General features: G+C 60.6%; 16 protein-coding genes. 5 read left to right on the top strand and 11 right to left on the bottom strand.

What is annotated here, in order from left to right; translation table 11 throughout:
* Positions 1-58: 58 nt before the first annotated feature.
* Together B8991_RS06210 and B8991_RS06205 are read right to left on the bottom strand one after the other, a co-directional pair.
* Positions 59-1,174 carry an extracellular solute-binding protein gene (locus B8991_RS06210; protein WP_084351474.1) on the bottom strand — a complete coding sequence of 372 codons (1,116 nt, stop codon included), beginning with the start codon at positions 1,172-1,174 and terminating at the stop codon, positions 59-61.
* Between the two features lie 108 nt (positions 1,175-1,282).
* Positions 1,283-2,386 (bottom strand): ABC transporter ATP-binding protein, encoded by a 1,104-nt coding sequence (locus B8991_RS06205; protein WP_084351471.1) that lies wholly within the window; start codon positions 2,384-2,386, stop codon positions 1,283-1,285.
* A 397-nt stretch (positions 2,387-2,783) separates the two neighbouring features.
* Here B8991_RS06205 and B8991_RS06200 point away from each other — a divergent pair, with 397 nt between their 5' ends.
* The 3 genes from B8991_RS06200 to B8991_RS06190 are packed head-to-tail and all read left to right on the top strand — an operon-like array spanning position 2,784 to position 5,778.
* A complete protein-coding gene (locus tag B8991_RS06200; protein WP_084352181.1) occupies positions 2,784-3,980 on the top strand; it encodes a M24 family metallopeptidase in 1,197 nt (398 codons plus the stop codon).
* The gene (gene argE, locus B8991_RS06195; protein WP_084351468.1) at positions 3,977-5,137 is read left to right on the top strand and encodes an acetylornithine deacetylase; all 1,161 of its coding nucleotides are present in this window, start codon (positions 3,977-3,979) and stop codon (positions 5,135-5,137) included. Before B8991_RS06200 ends, argE begins: the two co-directional genes overlap by 4 nt.
* 26 nt (positions 5,138-5,163) lie before the next feature.
* A complete protein-coding gene (locus tag B8991_RS06190; protein ID WP_235866561.1) occupies positions 5,164-5,778 on the top strand; it encodes a GntR family transcriptional regulator in 615 nt (204 codons plus the stop codon).
* 84 nt (positions 5,779-5,862) lie between these two features.
* Here B8991_RS06190 and B8991_RS06185 read toward each other — a convergent pair whose 3' ends face one another.
* The 6 genes from B8991_RS06185 to B8991_RS06160 all read right to left on the bottom strand — a co-directional run bounded on the left by B8991_RS06185 (position 5,863) and on the right by B8991_RS06160 (position 9,343).
* On the bottom strand, positions 5,863-6,423 hold the full coding sequence (locus B8991_RS06185) for a F0F1 ATP synthase subunit B (protein ID WP_084351463.1): 561 nt from the start codon (positions 6,421-6,423) through the stop codon (positions 5,863-5,865).
* A gap of 5 nt (positions 6,424-6,428) precedes the next feature.
* Positions 6,429-6,998, bottom strand: a complete 570-nt coding sequence (locus tag B8991_RS06180) for a F0F1 ATP synthase subunit B' (RefSeq protein ID WP_084351460.1) — start codon at positions 6,996-6,998, stop codon at positions 6,429-6,431.
* An 87-nt stretch (positions 6,999-7,085) separates the two neighbouring features.
* A complete protein-coding gene (locus B8991_RS06175; protein WP_084351458.1) occupies positions 7,086-7,310 on the bottom strand; it encodes a F0F1 ATP synthase subunit C in 225 nt (74 codons plus the stop codon).
* Between the two features lie 78 nt (positions 7,311-7,388).
* The gene (locus B8991_RS06170) at positions 7,389-8,144 is read right to left on the bottom strand and encodes a F0F1 ATP synthase subunit A (protein ID WP_084351455.1); all 756 of its coding nucleotides are present in this window, start codon (positions 8,142-8,144) and stop codon (positions 7,389-7,391) included.
* Positions 8,134-8,475 carry an AtpZ/AtpI family protein gene (locus B8991_RS06165; protein ID WP_084351453.1) on the bottom strand — a complete coding sequence of 114 codons (342 nt, stop codon included), beginning with the start codon at positions 8,473-8,475 and terminating at the stop codon, positions 8,134-8,136. Before B8991_RS06165 ends, B8991_RS06170 begins: the two co-directional genes overlap by 11 nt.
* Positions 8,476-8,809: 334 nt before the next feature.
* Positions 8,810-9,343: an OmpA family protein gene (locus B8991_RS06160; RefSeq protein WP_218673191.1), complete on the bottom strand. Its 534-nt coding sequence runs from the start codon at positions 9,341-9,343 to the stop codon at positions 8,810-8,812.
* A gap of 340 nt (positions 9,344-9,683) precedes the next feature.
* Between B8991_RS06160 and B8991_RS06155 the strand changes: the two genes are divergently transcribed.
* Positions 9,684-10,019: an ArsR/SmtB family transcription factor gene (locus B8991_RS06155; protein WP_084352177.1), complete on the top strand. Its 336-nt coding sequence runs from the start codon at positions 9,684-9,686 to the stop codon at positions 10,017-10,019.
* A 3-nt stretch (positions 10,020-10,022) separates the two neighbouring features.
* Here the strand turns inward: B8991_RS06155 and B8991_RS06150 are convergent, their stop codons facing one another.
* Positions 10,023-10,922 (bottom strand): DMT family transporter, encoded by a 900-nt coding sequence (locus tag B8991_RS06150; RefSeq protein WP_084352179.1) that lies wholly within the window; start codon positions 10,920-10,922, stop codon positions 10,023-10,025.
* Positions 10,922-11,800 (bottom strand): LysR family transcriptional regulator, encoded by an 879-nt coding sequence (locus B8991_RS06145; protein WP_084351447.1) that lies wholly within the window; start codon positions 11,798-11,800, stop codon positions 10,922-10,924. The genes B8991_RS06150 and B8991_RS06145 overlap by 1 nt, the downstream gene beginning before the upstream one ends.
* 121 nt (positions 11,801-11,921) lie before the next feature.
* Here B8991_RS06145 and B8991_RS06140 point away from each other — a divergent pair, with 121 nt between their 5' ends.
* Positions 11,922-12,518, top strand: coding sequence for an FMN-dependent NADH-azoreductase (locus B8991_RS06140; protein ID WP_084352175.1), 597 nt, complete (start codon positions 11,922-11,924; stop codon positions 12,516-12,518).
* 57 nt (positions 12,519-12,575) lie between these two features.
* Here the strand turns inward: B8991_RS06140 and B8991_RS06135 are convergent, their stop codons facing one another.
* Positions 12,576-15,230: a peptidoglycan -binding protein gene (locus B8991_RS06135; protein ID WP_084351444.1), complete on the bottom strand. Its 2,655-nt coding sequence runs from the start codon at positions 15,228-15,230 to the stop codon at positions 12,576-12,578.

Raw genomic sequence — 15,230 nt, 5'->3', positions numbered from 1 at the left:
TCAAAACGAATGGCGTGAAAGAGGCCGACACGCGGCCTCTTTCCGTATTACAGGCGGCTTATTGCGCCAGCCATGCCTGGAACTTCGCGTCGATATCGTCGCGGTAGTCAGCCCACCATGAATAGTTCTGAAGGAACGTGTTCTCGGAGTTGGCCGGATCCGTCGGCATGTGCGGTGCCATGTCGATGCCCAGTTCGGCATGCTGACCCACCAGCGGTGCCGAAGACGCGCGCGCCGGACCGTAAGAAATGTACTTGGCCTGATCTGCCAGGCGCTGGGTGTCCGTCGCGAACTTCAAGAAGTCCTTCACACGGGCCAGGCGTTCCTCGGGCAGCCCAGCGGGAATGATCCAACCGTCAAGATCGTAGACCTGCGCGTCCCACATCATGGCAACCGGCTGGTCCTGCTCTTCGATCACGCTGAACAGACGGCCGTTATAGGTCGAGCCCATGAAAATCTCGCCATCTGCCAGAAGCTGCGGCGTGTCGGCACCAGCCGACCACCAGATCACCTGATCCTTGATCGTGTCCAGCTTGGCCAGCGCCTGGTCCTGACCTTCGTCGGTTTCCAGCACGTCATAGATGTCGTCCTTGGCCACACCGTCGCACAGCAGCGCCCATTCCATCGTGTTGATCGGACGCTTTTCCAGCGACCGCTTGCCGGGATAGGTTTCCAGATCGAACACGTCGCAAATGTCATTCGGCGGCTCGACGCCCTCGGGCACCATATCGGTGCGATATCCGAACGTGGTCGAATAGACGATCTGCGGGATGAAGCAATCGCTGACCAGCAGGTCGCCGAAATCGTCCTCGGCGCTGGTGCCATCGGGTGCGGCGGCCAGCAACTCCTCGGGGTCGTATTCCATCGCCAGACCTTCGTCGCACAGGCGAATTGCGTCGCCCGCTGTCACATCGACCAGATCCCAGGTCACGTTGCCGGCTTCATTCATCGCGCGCAGCTTGGCAACGGCCTCGTTGGAGCTTTCGTCCCAAACGATCGAAACGTCAGGGTGCATTTCCATATAAGGCTCTGAATAGGCCTTTTGCTGCGAATTCTGGTAGGCTCCGCCCCAGGACACGAGTGTCATTTCACTTGCCATGTGGCTTTCAGCAAATGCCGCACCAGCGGCAACAGTGAGTGCCGAAGTTGCCAGTAGGGTTTTCGTCAGTTTCATTAAAATCTCCCAGTTTGCCCAATTCGTAAAGGGGGTCTCGTGCTCGGGCAACAGCCGGCCCCGGACCAGCCGGACACGCCAATGCGGTGTCTCCGGCGATTGTCAGCCCTAGTTCGCGTCGAGCGCACGGCAGTCTTCTGCCTGCCAGCCAATCTCGACGACCTCACCCGGTTTCAGGCGAACCTGATCGGGCGCGTTCCGTGTCTTGATGATGAAATCATCCTTGCCCGCAACCTTCAGGCGGGTTCGGAAGATGTCACCCATATAGATGAATTCCTGCACCTCGGCCTTCAACGTGTGCGAGCCTTCTTCCAGACGGTCGAGATTGAATTCGACACGTTCGGGACGGATCGAGACGCGGGTACGTTCGCCGGGCTTGGAAACGTTGATCGGCTTGGCGTCGATCAGATCGCCATTGTCCAGTTCAACCAGCGCAACACCGTTGGTGATTTCCCGAACCTTGCCTTCAAGCGTGTTGTTTTCACCGATAAACTGCGCGACGAAGCTGTTTTCAGGCGCTTCATACAACGTGTCCGGCGGCGCGAGTTGCTGGATCTTGCCATCGTTGAACACCGCAACGCGGTCCGACATGGTCAACGCTTCGGTCTGGTCATGCGTCACATAGACCACGGTGATGCCCAGATTGTCCGCGATGCGCTTGATCTCGAATTGCATATGTTCGCGCAACTGCTTGTCCAGCGCGCCAAGCGGTTCGTCCATCAGCACAAGCTCTGCCTCAAAGACAAGCGCACGCGCCAGAGCAATCCGCTGCTGTTGACCGCCCGAAAGCTGCGCCGGACGGCGGCCCCCGAAATCGCCCATCTGCACCATTTCCAGCGCGCGTTTGACCTTTTTCTCGCGGTCGGATTTGCCGATCTTCCGAACTTCCAGCGGGAAGGACAGGTTCTCGGCCACCGTCATATGCGGGAACAGCGCGTAGTTCTGAAAGACCATGCCGATGCCGCGTTTGTGCGGCGGAATGTTGTTGATGGCCACACCGTCCAGACGAATGTCGCCGTGGGTTGCGGTTTCAAACCCGGCCAGCATCATCAGACAGGTCGTCTTGCCGGACCCGGACGGCCCGAGCATTGTAAGAAATTCGCCTTTGGGCAAAGCCAGGTTCAGGTCCTTGACGACGAGCGTCTCGCCATCATAGCTCTTCTGCACGCGTTCAAATTCTACGAACGCCTCGCGGCTCGCTGTATCAACCAAACTTGGCTCCCCATATTTTTTCGCGGTTCGTTCCGCATTATCTTCCCTCAACTAAACCCGCTAAGGCCTTTCGTTGCAACCGCTTTGGCTGGAAATAGGCTAAGCGTATGTCAGTGTTACGCAATTCAGGCCGATTCTGCGTATTTTGTACGCAATTCATGGTGTGTTCCTGCTATTGGCAGACGATCTTTGGTCGTGTTTGTCCGCAGGACCGTCCGAGAATCAAAATTCTTCAGTTGATGCGCACAACTTAAAGGCGCACACCCTGAATTTGCTTGTGGATTTGCACAAATTTTAACACGAATCCGCCAAATTCGAGGCCTCATGTCGTTTTTGGATGATCGGGGTTGTGTACATGTACGGCAAACTTGTGAAACCTCAGGCTATGGACACCGCAATGGCATTTCACCGTTTTCACAAAGAACTTCCCTTCACCGCCGCGGAATACGGTCGGCGTCTGGCCCAGACGCGCGCCGCGATGGATCGTGCGGGATTGGACGCGCTGCTGATCACGGATCCTTCGAATATGGCTTGGTTGACCGGGTATGACGGTTGGTCATTCTATGTGCATCAAGGCGTTGTTATTCAGCACGACTTTGATCCGGTCTGGTGGGGCCGACGGCAGGACAGCAACGGCGCGGTTCGGACTGTCTGGATGGCCGACGAACGCGTCTGGGGCTATGCCGACAGTTTCGTGCAATCCACCGAATGCCACCCGATGGACGATCTTGCCGAACGTCTGGTCTATATCGGACTGGAGCGGGCCAGACTTGGCGTGGAAATGGAGAATTATTATTACTCAGCCAAGGCCCATTCTGCGCTGAGTGCCGCAATGCCAAAGGCGACACTGGTGGACGCAACGGCGATGGTGAACTGGGAACGCGGCATTAAGTCCGACGAAGAGATCCTGTTCATGCGCCGCGCCGCCGCGATTTCCGAAAAGATCATCGACGGGCTGGTGGAACGGGTCGAACCCGGCATCCCCAAGAACGAGATCGTGGCCGGGGTCTACCGTGACGCGCTGCACGGGATCGACGGGCATTGGGGCGACTATCCCGCGATTGTGCCGCTGCTGCCTTCCGGATCGGATGCCGCCGCACCGCATCTGACATGGGACGGACGCCCGTTTGCCAATGGCGAGGCGACCTTTTTTGAAATTTCCGGCTGCTATCGCCGCTACCACGCGCCGTTCTGCCGGACGATCTTTCTGGGTCAACCCGATGATACCATCCTGCGGGCCGAGGCCGCATTGGTCGAAGGTTTGGAAGCCGGGCTGGACGTCGCGCGCCCCGGTGCCCGCGCCAGCGACATCGCCGCGGCACTTGCCGCCCCCCTGGACCGCGCGGGGATCGCGCGCAGCGCCCGATGCGGCTATCCGATTGGCCTCAGCTACCCGCCCGACTGGGGCGAACGCACAATTTCGCTGCGGGCCGAAGACGAAACCGTTTTGCAAGCAGGCATGACATTCCACTTCATGCCCGGCCTGTGGATGGAGGACTGGGGGCTGGAGATTACCGAGTCGATCTTGATCCGCGACAACGGCCCGGCCGAGACCTTCTGCAACCGACCACGCAAACTATATGTCAAACCATGAATAACCTCGCCCACACCCAACTTATCCTGCGCGACCTGATCGGCTTTCCGACCGTCTCTTGCGACAGCAACCTCGAAATGATGGACTATATGGCCAACCGGTTGGAGGCATTTGGCGCGCGGGTCGATCTGATGCACGACGAGACGGGCCACAAATGCAACCTGTTTGCCACGCTCGGCCCCGATATCAGCGGCGGTGTCGTGCTGTCAGGTCATTCCGATGTGGTCCCCGTCACCGATCAGGACTGGTCAGGCGATCCGTGGGACATGCGGGAAGAGGATGGTCGCCTCTTTGGGCGCGGCACCTGCGACATGAAGGGCTTCATCGCCGCCACACTGGCACTGGCACCGGTCTTCGCCGCGCGCAATCTGCGCCGCCCGATCCATTTCGCCTTTACCCATGACGAAGAGGTTGGGTGCCTTGGTGCGCAATCGCTGGTCGAGGTTCTTCGCGGCCGCGACACCTTGCCATCCGTTGCGATCGTAGGCGAACCAACGATGATGGGCGTGATCGAGGGTCACAAAGGCTGCTGTGAATACACCACGCGATTTACCGGCCTTGAAGGCCACGGTTCCGCCCCCGACCGTGGCGTGAACGCGGTGTTATACGCGGTGCGCTATGTCAACCGATTGATGCAACTGGCCGATGAGCTGCGCACCCGCGCGCCTGCGTCCAGCCGCTATGATCCGCCTTGGACCACGGTAAATGTCGGGCGTCTGTCGGGCGGTGTCGCGCATAATGTCATCCCCGGCAAAGCCGAGTTGGAATGGGAGATGCGGCCGGTGCGGGATGCGGATTCCGCCTTTGTCAAACAGGCGCTGCATGATCTGGTGGCCAAGGAGTTGCTGCCGGAAATGCAGCGGATCTGGCCGGATGCCGACATCTCGACCGAAACGGTGGGCGAGGTCGTGGGGCTGGAACCCGTCGATGACAATGCCGCGCGGCACCTGATCGCGGAATTGACCGGGATCAACAGCGCCGATGTCGTGCCTTTCGGCACCGAAGCAGGGCTGTTTCAGGCGCTCGGCATGTCGGTGGTGCTGTGCGGGCCGGGATCCATCGCACAGGCGCATAAACCCGATGAATTCGTCGCCCTCGACCAGCTATCGCAATGCCTGACCATGCTGGAGCGCCTAGGCGAAAGCTGCGCCGCGTGACCGAAGCATCGGAACGGTTCGCACGCATGCACGCGGCCCTTCGCGACCGAATTTGCCTGCTGGACTACACGCCCGGCACCCGCCTGTCAGAGGCCGAACTGGCGACAGAGTTCAAAACGTCGCGGACCCCGGTAAGGCGGGTATTGGCGCGGCTGGAAGACGAAGGGTTGGTTCAGACCCGGCACGGGATCGGCACCATCGTGACCGATGCCAATATAAGAACAATGGCCCAAACCTACGAATTGCGGATGGAACTGGCGCAGTTGGCAGGACAGCTTTCGCCCCGCCCCGTGCGGCCCGCCGACCTGCAACGTCTTGATGCGCTTTGTCGTCAGACCGAGGCGCTGGTTATAAGGCCGGACCCGCGCGCCTTTGCGGTCCTGAACATGCATCTGCATCAATTCCTGACAAGCCTGACAAGCAACGCCGCGCTGTGTCAGGTGTCAGACCGGCTGTATTACCAGACGGCGCGTATCTGGCTGCTCGCGATCCCGGATCTGGACCTGCTGTCAGAGGTCCAGATTTTCGCGGCCGAAATCTGGCAGATCCACACGGCATTGAGCACAGGCGACCTTCGGGCCGTGGGGCTTTTGCGGCGCGCCCATATCTCTATGAGCTTCAAGCGGCTTGGCGGTTTCTGATCCCTCAGATCCCATCCTGAAAACGCGAAAAGGCCCGACGCGATGCGGGCCTTGTCACAATCTTTGTCAGCGTGAAGCGTCCGTTCAGTGCAGCTTTTGCCCAACAACGCTTATGGAGTCGTCGATCAGTTTTTTGCTGTCTGCTTCGGACATCTGTTTGGCGATCACATCGCGCGCCGCAGCAACGGCAATGGTGATTGCCTTGTCGCGAACATCCTTCACGGCAGCCGCCTGGGCAGAGGTGATCTGCTCTTCGGCGGCGTGCAGACGGCGGGCGATGGATTTTTCCAGATCGACCTTCGCCTGCTCCGCTGCAAGCTCTGCTTCGGTGCGGGCATGGGCGACGATGCGGTCCGCCTGATCCTGCACTTCGCGTTGCTTGCGCTCATATGAGGCCAGCAAGGTCTGCGCTTCTTCACGCAAGGCACGCGCTTCGTCCAGATCGTCGCGGATGCCCTCGGCGCGCTTGTCCAGCATACCGCCCAGCATCGACGGCACTTTGAAATAGACCAGCACGATGAGGAAAAGCAGGAAGGCCAGCAACACGACGAAATCCGTGTTGTGAAGCGAGAAAAACGGCCCCGTCGCGGCATGTGCCGGGGCAGCGGTCAGTCCCAGAAGGGCAGTCAGTGTCAGCTTGCGCATGTCTTTCACCCCTTGATCCGGTTGTTGACGGCGGCATCCACGGTGGAGGCATCAGCCTTGCCACCCAGTGCACGCACGATCTCGCCTGCGGTGTCCTTTGCGACAACCTCGACATTTTCCATCGCCGTGGCGCGGATTTCAGCGATTGCCTTTTCCGACTCGGCAGATTTGGCAGCGATTTCGGCGTCGGCCTTGGCGATTTGCACGTCCAGCTCTGCCTGAATCTCTTCCTTGGCTTCGGCAACGATTTTCTGCGCCTCGGCGCGGGCATCGGCCAAGGCCTTGTTATATGTTTCCTCAGCCTCAACGGCCTGACGCTTCAGGTCCTCCGCTGCGGTAAGGTCATTCGTGATTGCCCCCTGACGTTCCGCCAGAACCGCAGCAATGCGTGGCAACGCAATGCGCGAGAGGACAAAATAGATTACGACCAGCGTGACCATCAGCCAGAAGATCTGGTTGCTGAAGGTCGAGAAGTCGAGTTGCGGCATCCCCGGAGCGGCATCGGCGCCATGCGCCGCAACCCCGGTGGCGTCCGCAAGGCCCTCGCCTACGGCCTCATGCGTTTCGGTTGCCATGTCACCGTCCTCCGTCGGAAATTTCGCTACAACGGGCGGCCCACGCGTGGTGGCTCCGCCCGTCCGTAAGGATCATATCCGTGCGGTTTAGACTGCGAACATCAGCAGCAGAGCAACGAGGAACGAGAAGATCCCCAGGGCTTCTGCAAACGCGATACCGATGAACAGCGTTGCTGTCTGACCAGCGGCTGCCGATGGGTTGCGCAGAGCGCCGGACAGGAAGTTGCCAGCCACGTTACCAACACCGATAGCGGCTGCGCCGGAACCGATTGCTGCCAGGCCTGCGCCGATATGTGCGAGATCGCCTTCCATGTGAATTCTCCTTACGATTGGAAGTTGAGTATTGTCAGAGTGTCGGGCGTGGGGCGGGCTGTCCCGCCACCACGGTCGTTAATGGGACGGGTGCAGCGCGTCCTTGAGATACACGCAGGTCAGGATCGTGAAGACGTAGGCCTGAATGAAGGCCACCAGCAGTTCCAGACCGTACATGGCGGTGATCGCAACCACCGAAAGCGGGCTGACAACTGCGATAGCAGCGAAGCCTGCGAAAACCTTGACCACCGCGTGGCCGGCCATCAGGTTGCCACCAAGACGAATGGAGTGGCTGACCGGGCGCACGAAGTAGGAAATCACCTCGATGATCGCCAGAACCGGACGCAGCGCCAGCGGGGCCGAGGCAACCCAGAAGAGGCCCAGGAATGTCGTGCCGTGCTTGACGAAGCCCACGATTGTCACAGTGAAGAACACCAGCAGTGCCAGCACGCCGGTCACAGCGAAATGCGAGGTCGTGGTGAAGGCCATTGGCACCAGACCAAGGAAGTTGGCGGTCACGATGAACATGAACAGGGTCATGATATAGGGGAAGAACTTGACGCCATCCTTGCCGGCGACGTCTTCGACCATCTTGTAGACAAAGCCGTAGGCAAGTTCTGCAATCGACTGACCGCGCGACGGAATCACACCACGGCGCGAGGTTGCCAGAACCATCAGCCCGACGATTGCCAAGACGGCAATCGCCATCCAAAGCGTCACGTTGGTGATGGTGAACATGCCAACATTCCCGTCGCCGAACAGCGGCTTGACGATGAACTGATCCATCGGGTGGAAAACCAGGCCGCCCTCTTCGCCCTGCGCTTCAGTCGCCATCCTCTATCCTCTCGTCGTCGCGGGCCTGTTCGGCCTCAGTGTTTTTCTGGATCTCCTGCGCGGTGCGAAGCATCGTCTTCACGCCCGCAGCAAGGCCCAGCATTACAAACAGCACCATGAGGAACGGGGTGGTCCCAAAAAGGATGTCCAGCCCGTATCCGATGCCGAAACCGATCCCTAGACCGGCAACAAGTTCGATCACCATGCGCCAGGCAACGTTTGCCTGACTGTAGTGTTCTTCCTGATGAGGCTTTGGTGCCTTGGCGGATTTCGCCGCCTCGATCCGCTTTTCCAGCTCGGCGAGACGCCGTGTCTGATCGGGATCGGTCACACCTGTGCCCCTTCAATCGGTTGCGCTGTTGCTATGTCGAGGGGGTCATTGAGTCAAGCGCCCTTGGTGCCGCGCCAACGGGAAGATACAGGACTGATAAATAACGATATTATTGATCCGTCACCGCCAGAGGACAACCTGCCACAGTGCCAGTTGACCGGCGCGGGCCCCTCTGACGTCATTCAACCAGATGGTTGAGTGACCAATTGGCCCTGCATGTCATCGCGACACACAAAAAATCCGGGACGCGACCAGCGTGTCCCGGATCTTTTCGCTTTGCCTGACCATGCCCGGTCTGGAACGGGCGGTCAGACAAGCGCGAAGTCGTGTCAGGCTAGTTTGAACCGCCCGTGCCCGATGTGCTGCCCGAGGACGAATCGTCGTCGGTCATCACAGCCAACACGCCCAACGCGCCGACCGTGGCAGCGACACCCAACCCAGCGCTCGCGTCACCCGGAGCTTGGGCACCCGGACCGACACAGCCATCCTTGATGACCTCAACGCGCCGGTTGCGGGGATCCGCAGGACCGGTGGTTCCGGGACGGGTCGCCTCGCCCTGCCCTGTGGCGCTCGTCACGCTCGAACCGGATACAGCCCTGACGATCGAAGCAACGTTCTCGGCGCGACGCTGCGATATCGACGCGTTCGCGGCGGCAGATCCTGTAGAGTCTGTGTATCCGGCCAAGCTATACGCGCCGGGATTCGCCGCGATATTTGCCGCCAGTGCTGTCTGTTCTGCGCCGGACAGCGCCGTCTGACCGTTCGCGAAAAAGAGGATCACACCGCATTGGGTCTGCGCCGCAGCCCCCCCGGCGGTAAGCAAACCAAGTCCGGCGGCAGTCGCGCATCCTAAAAAATGTTTGTACATGAAAGTCTCCATTCGGTGCTATGTTTCTAGTCCGCATATCGCGGATCACCCATCGGCGTTCAAAGCCGCCCCGCACCAACAAAGCGCAGCGCCAAAGGCAGTTGCGCGCGAGGCCAGTGCTGGGACGCTTACTACGACGCTACTGTAGGGGCAACTCCGCCGGGAAGGGCGATGTTCCGCGCACCGCACACCATCGGCGCAAAGTCGCCTTTGGATCGGTGCTATTGCGGCCATTTTTCGCCTATGCTGGCCTGCGTATAAAATTGCATGGAACTTTCTGGCCGCCCACGCATCTCAGCACTGCCTTGACGCGGCTCGGGCGATGTCGGCTTATGCGGGGATGGTTACTGACCTCGATACCGTCTTTGCGGCCCTGGCCGATCCAACCCGTCGCGCGATCCTGTCGTTGCTGCTGGAGGATGACATGGCGGTGACGGATGTGGCCGAGCCGTTCGAGATCAGCCTCGCGGCGATTTCCAAGCATCTGGCCATCCTCACCCGCGCGGGCCTGATTTCCCAAGAAAAACGCGGCCGGGTCAAATGGTGCAAGCTGGAGCCGGACGCACTTCGCGAGGCCAGCGTCTGGATGCAGGGTTTCGGACAGTTCGAGCCGGTCAATCTTGAGGCGTTTGAGCGGTTTCTGGCCAGCGAGTTTGGCGATGGGGACACGGCCTGAACGTCAAACCCTGAGCGGCACCCTCTCTTCGTCCTTTAGAAGCAAAACCAACGCCATGATTGTCAACCCGACCCCGCAGATCACCAGCGCAGGCGGAATGCCGTGGCCCAGCCCCAATTCCCACAGCAGCACCCAACTGGGCGTGAGGTAGGTATAAGCCAACACCTTGGCCGAGGGCAGCCTGAGCGCCGCAAATTGCAACAACAGGAAAGTCAGCGCACTGGCGGCGATCGCCACATACAAAATCGTGAACCAGACCAGCCAAGGCAGTGCCAGCCAGTCGGTTACTAGGATGTCACGCCACCCCCAGATGCTGACCATGAGAAATCCTGCGGCAACCGTACAGAACGAAAAAACAAACGCGGATTCACCGCGGTTCAGCAACCGGACCATCGGCGTATAAAGGGCGTGCGCGATGCTGCCGACAAAGAAGATCAACTCGCCCTGCCCGACCTCGAACGCCAGCAACCTGTCCAGATCAGCCCGGAACACCACCCAAAGCGCCCCCGCAGCCCCGATGGCCAGCGCCAGCGCCATGCGTGGCGTCGTCACCTGCCGCAATATAAGCCAGCCAAATATGGCGGACATCAGCGGATTAAGCGTGAATACAGCCGACGTGCTGACCGGGTTTGCGGTCTTCAGCCCTTCGAACATCATCACAAAGTAGAACGCGAACAGCCCGCCGAGCACCAGATACCGCCACGGCGCGCGAAGCGCCTTTCTGGGGATGCCACCCGTGGCAAACACCACAGCACCTAGCGCCGCCCCGGCAATGAAGAACCGCATCGTGTTCAGGGCAGCAGGCGCGATCTCATTGGCCACCAGGCTGCCCAGCGAAAAAGACCCCGCGACCAGCGCCGAGAAGGCCAGCATCGCCAGGTGCCCTTGAGCGGGCCGGGTCATCATCTCTTGACGCCCGCGGCATAGTCTTTGAGAAAGCCCAGGAACGCCTGCACCTTGGCCGTGCGATGCAGATCGACATGCGTGACCAGCCAAAGCGCCGAGGCCCAGCTTTCCTGGGGTGGCATGATCTCGACCAGATCGTCGTCATTCCCGGCTTTGGACGTTTCCAGAAAACCGATGCCGATACCTGCGCGGATAGCTGCATCCATGGCGCGTTTTTCATTGGACCGAAACGCGATTTGTTCCGTTGTCACATGCTGACGCAGCCATTGCTGGAATCCGGCCCGCACATCCAGATCGTCAAAGGCCACAAACCGATGGCCCGCAAAATCGTCTGGCCCGGAGGGCTGTCCATGACGCGAGACATAGTCACGGCTCGCAAACAGGCCGTATGCTACGGAACAGAACGGCTGGACGACATTATCCGGCTGGTCGGGTGCCCGCCCGGCGCGCACGGCAACATGGGCCTCGCCATATTCGAGCCGGAACAGCCGCTCGCCGGTCAGATAGCGCACGGTGACATCCGGATAGGTGCGTTGAAAAGCAGCGATCACCGGGGTCATCAGAGTAGAGAAGCCAACCAATGAGGTGACGACAAGCTCTCCCGAAACCTCCGCCCCACGACCCTTGATCCGGCCTGCAAGCTGGCTGAGCTGGTCGTCAGTCGCCTGCGCCACACGCGCCAGATCCTGCCCCGCTTCGGTCGCAGTGTAGCCCCGCGCATGACGTTGAAACAGCTTGACCCCGATGCGCGTTTCCAACGCGTCGATATGGCGGATCACGGTCGCATGATGCACGCCCAACACCTCTGCGGCCCCGCTGACAGTGCCCAAACGCGCCACCTGATAGGCCGTGCGGATTTCATCCCAGTTTTCCATTGCAAACCTTTTTGTGTCTGTGCGCCTGCTCACAGGTTCTGCGCATGTGATGAGATTGAGTTTGTTTTTGCAAGGTCTATTTATGAAGCGGATCGTGATTCATTCTGCAAAAGGGCATCCCATGACACATAAAATTCTCCGCATCGACTCCAGCATCAAATCCGAAGGCTCTATTTCCCGTCAGTTGAGCGACGATATTCTTGCCCGGCTGAAATCGTCCTACCAGAATGCAGAGGTGGTGACCCGTGATCTGGGTGCCAATCCGCTGCCGCCGACGGATGCACATTGGCTGGGGTCCTTCGCCACGCCGGTTGATGAACGCAGCCCGGCGCAGGCCGAAACGGTCGCGCTTTCCGACACGTTGATTGCCGAAATCAAGGATGCCGACACAATTTTGATCGGCCTGCCGATCTACAACTTCGCAGCCCCTGCCCAGCTGAAGACATGGCTTGACCAAATGGCCCGCGCCGGCGAGACGTTCCGCTATTCCGAAACTGGTCCCGAAGGTCTGGTCAAGAACACCCGCGCCATTATCGCATTCAGCTCCAACGGCACGCGATTGGGATCAGACATTGATTTTGCATCTAAATATGTCCGCCACATGCTTGGATTCTTCGGCATCACCGATGTGCAGTTCGTGGCCTCCGATCATTACGCGATCGACGCCGACAGCTCGCTCAAAGCGGCGAATGAAGGCGTTGCGGCCATCGCAGCCTGATCCGGAAATTCGGCGCGCCGGGCATATCGCGGTCCGGCGCGCTGTCTGTTTCGCCAGTTATTTCTCTGTCAGCTTCATCTCGATCCGACGGTTGCGCGCCCGCGCCTCTGGCGTATCCGCATCTTCGACCGGCTGGAACTGGCCAAACCCGTTGGCCGCCAGTCGATCCGGCGGAATGCCAAGCACATCTATCATGTATTTGACCACCGACAGCGCCCGCGCCTGACTGAGTTCCCAATTGTCGGCAAATGCTGCCCCCGGACGCAGAGGCACATCGTCTGTATGCCCGTCGACGCGGATCACCCAGTCGATGCTGTCCGGGATCTGGTCCGAGACGCCGCGCAAGATCTCGGCAACCTTCGCGATTTCCTGTTCTCCCGTTGCCGAAAGATCTGCCTGGCCAAGCGCGAACAGCACTTCGGAGGAAAACACAAAGCGGTCGCCCTCGATCCGCACACCTTCGGTATTGTCCAGAAGCTCGCGCAGCCGACCGAAAAATTCCGAGCGATAGCGTTCAAGGTTCTCGGCCTCGGCTTGCAGGCGCGCGCGTTCGGCGGCTTCCAGTTCTGCCCGGCGCTTTTGTTCGGCCGCCGCTCGCGCCAGTGCGGTGTTCAGCTCTGACCCGAGGTTCTGGATCTGCGCTTGCGAGGCGACGTCACGATCATTCGACTCGTCGATGATTGCCTGTAGCCGCCCCAGTTGCTCGCGCAGGGCGGTCAATTGTTGGGTCAGTGCTTCGGTCCGTCGAGTGGCCTGCGACGCCCGCTGTTGCTCATCCGCCAGTTCCTGCTTGGCCGTGGCCAATAGCTGCGCGCGGGTTTCGGCCTCTGTCATTTCAACACTCAGGGTCTGCTCCGCCGCGCGTTTCTGCGCCAGCGCTGCGGCCAGTTTCTCGCGGGTTTCGGCAGCGGTCTGTTCGACCGTCAGCTTGGCAGCAAGCGCGGCGGCAAGGCGTTCCTCCAACGTCCGGTTGTCATCTTCGAGCGTTTCGGCCCGCGCCAAAGCATCCGCCTCAGCACGAGTCAGTGCGGCCTGGGTCTCGTCAAGCCGGGTCTTCAGCGTGGCCGCATCTCCCAAAGCCTGCGCCAGCGCGGTTTCAAGCTCTGCCTTCTCGGCCATCAGTTCGGATTCCGTGGTCTTCAGACCGTCGCGCAAGGCCGCCAGATCCTGTTGCGCACGCTCAAGCGCGGCATTGGTCTGGTCAAGATCCACATTAGCGGCGTCCTGCGCCGCCAAAGCGCTGTCCCGCGCAGCCTCTGCCTCTTCGGCGCGCACAGTTTGGGTCTGGGTGTCGCGGGTTGCAGCCTCCAACCGGGCCAGAGCCTCTGCCAGCCTGCTGCGCATATCCTCGGCCTGCGCGTCCTGCGCCGCGCTTTGATCCAGCGCGGTCTGCCGGGCCGATGCCAGCGCGCTTTCGGCCTCGGCAATGCGAGCACGCAGATCGCCAACCATCGTGTCGCGGCGGGCGTCGCGGTCAGTCAGCGTTTCGACCTGTGCCGTCAGTTGCCGGTTTTGCGCCTCAACATTCGCCAGCCGCTGAAGCTCGTCCCGCGCGCCATCCGCGCGCAACAACGCCTCGGCCAGCGCGGTTTGCAGCTCCGTCAGACGTGACCGGGCGTCATCGCCCGCGCTTTGAGCTTCGGCCAATGCGGCCCGCGCTTCTTCATTGGCCTGACGCTCGTCAGCCAGTTGCGCCTCTGCTTCGTCGATGCTCTGCGCTAGTTCGGCAGCGCGGGCGGCCTGTGCGTCCATCGCGGCCTGCGTTTCGGATTGCGCCTGCGTCTGCGCGCGCAACTTTGATGCCGCGTCCTCGCCCTCCAGCAAGGCGGCGGCAAGCTGGACGTTCAGATCCTCTTCTGCCTTGCGCGCGGCGGCGAGCAGGGTCAACGTATCTTCAGCCTTCTGGCGCTGTTGTTCCAAAGCCAGCGTCATGGCGCTTAATTCTGCATCAGCAGTTTCAAGCCGGGCGCGCAGGGCGGCGGCGGCCTCTGCCTCTGCCAGACGCTGCGCCTCTTCTTCGGTCAGTGCTTGCTGCAACTCTTCGGAGCGTGCCGTCAGGGCGGCGTTGCTCTGCGCGGCATCGGCATTCTGTGCCCGCAGATCTTCCACCAACGCCTGCAACGCTTCGCGGCGGGCGGCAGCAAGACGGGCCTCCTCGGTCTGGGTGTCGATTTCGTCGCGCGCCGTCGCAAGGGCAAGGTTCAATTGCTCCTGCGCGCTCAGCAATTCGGCACGCTCTGCCTGTAGCGCATCGCGATTGTCCTGAAGTTGCGAAACATTTGCCAACGCATCGTCGCGCGCAGCGATCAGTGACGCGACCTGCGCCTCGAAGCTGCTGATCCGGCCCTGCGCCTGCGTCAGCGCCGCATCCTTCGCGTCCCGTTCACCGGTCAGGGACGCGATCAACGCCGCTTGTTCCTCGGCACGGGTCTCGGCATCGGTCAGGGTTGACGAAAGCAACCCGATATCGGCCTGTAGCCTGCTGGTGGTCTGTCGCTCCAGCCCCAGCGCGCGGGCCAGCTCCGCCACTTCGGACGACAGCGAGTCAAGCTGGGTCTCCTGACCACTGATGGTTTCGCGCAGCACGAACTGCACGACCATAAAGATCGTCAGCACGAACATCAGAACCAGCAAAAGCCCGGTCATCGCATCCACGAATCCCGGCCAGATCGAGGCCTGAAACCGCTGCCCGGTGCGACGCGAAAGGGCCAT

Source organism: Primorskyibacter flagellatus (assembly GCF_900176485.1).
Taxonomy (GTDB): Bacteria; Pseudomonadota; Alphaproteobacteria; order Rhodobacterales; family Rhodobacteraceae; genus Primorskyibacter; species Primorskyibacter flagellatus.
This window is presented reverse-complemented; position numbering and strand designations above follow the sequence as displayed.

Bases quoted from the DNA above. Each gene is read 5' to 3' on its own strand.
- B8991_RS06210 (WP_084351474.1), bottom strand. From the start codon at position 1,174: ATGAAACTGACGAAAACCCTACTGGCAACTTCGGCACTCACTGTTGCC.
- B8991_RS06200 (WP_084352181.1), top strand. From the start codon at position 2,784: ATGGCATTTCACCGTTTTCACAAAGAACTTCCCTTCACCGCCGCGGAA.
- argE (WP_084351468.1), top strand. From the start codon at position 3,977: ATGAATAACCTCGCCCACACCCAACTTATCCTGCGCGACCTGATCGGC.
- B8991_RS06190 (WP_235866561.1), top strand. From the start codon at position 5,164: ATGCACGCGGCCCTTCGCGACCGAATTTGCCTGCTGGACTACACGCCC.
- B8991_RS06185 (WP_084351463.1), bottom strand. From the start codon at position 6,423: ATGCGCAAGCTGACACTGACTGCCCTTCTGGGACTGACCGCTGCCCCG.
- B8991_RS06180 (WP_084351460.1), bottom strand. From the start codon at position 6,998: ATGGCAACCGAAACGCATGAGGCCGTAGGCGAGGGCCTTGCGGACGCC.
- B8991_RS06175 (WP_084351458.1), bottom strand. From the start codon at position 7,310: ATGGAAGGCGATCTCGCACATATCGGCGCAGGCCTGGCAGCAATCGGT.
- B8991_RS06170 (WP_084351455.1), bottom strand. From the start codon at position 8,144: ATGGCGACTGAAGCGCAGGGCGAAGAGGGCGGCCTGGTTTTCCACCCG.
- B8991_RS06160 (WP_218673191.1), bottom strand. From the start codon at position 9,343: ATGTACAAACATTTTTTAGGATGCGCGACTGCCGCCGGACTTGGTTTG.
- B8991_RS06155 (WP_084352177.1), top strand. From the start codon at position 9,684: ATGGTTACTGACCTCGATACCGTCTTTGCGGCCCTGGCCGATCCAACC.
- B8991_RS06150 (WP_084352179.1), bottom strand. From the start codon at position 10,922: ATGACCCGGCCCGCTCAAGGGCACCTGGCGATGCTGGCCTTCTCGGCG.
- B8991_RS06145 (WP_084351447.1), bottom strand. From the start codon at position 11,800: ATGGAAAACTGGGATGAAATCCGCACGGCCTATCAGGTGGCGCGTTTG.
- B8991_RS06140 (WP_084352175.1), top strand. From the start codon at position 11,922: ATGACACATAAAATTCTCCGCATCGACTCCAGCATCAAATCCGAAGGC.
- B8991_RS06135 (WP_084351444.1), bottom strand. From the start codon at position 15,230: ATGGCCCTTTCGCGTCGCACCGGGCAGCGGTTTCAGGCCTCGATCTGG.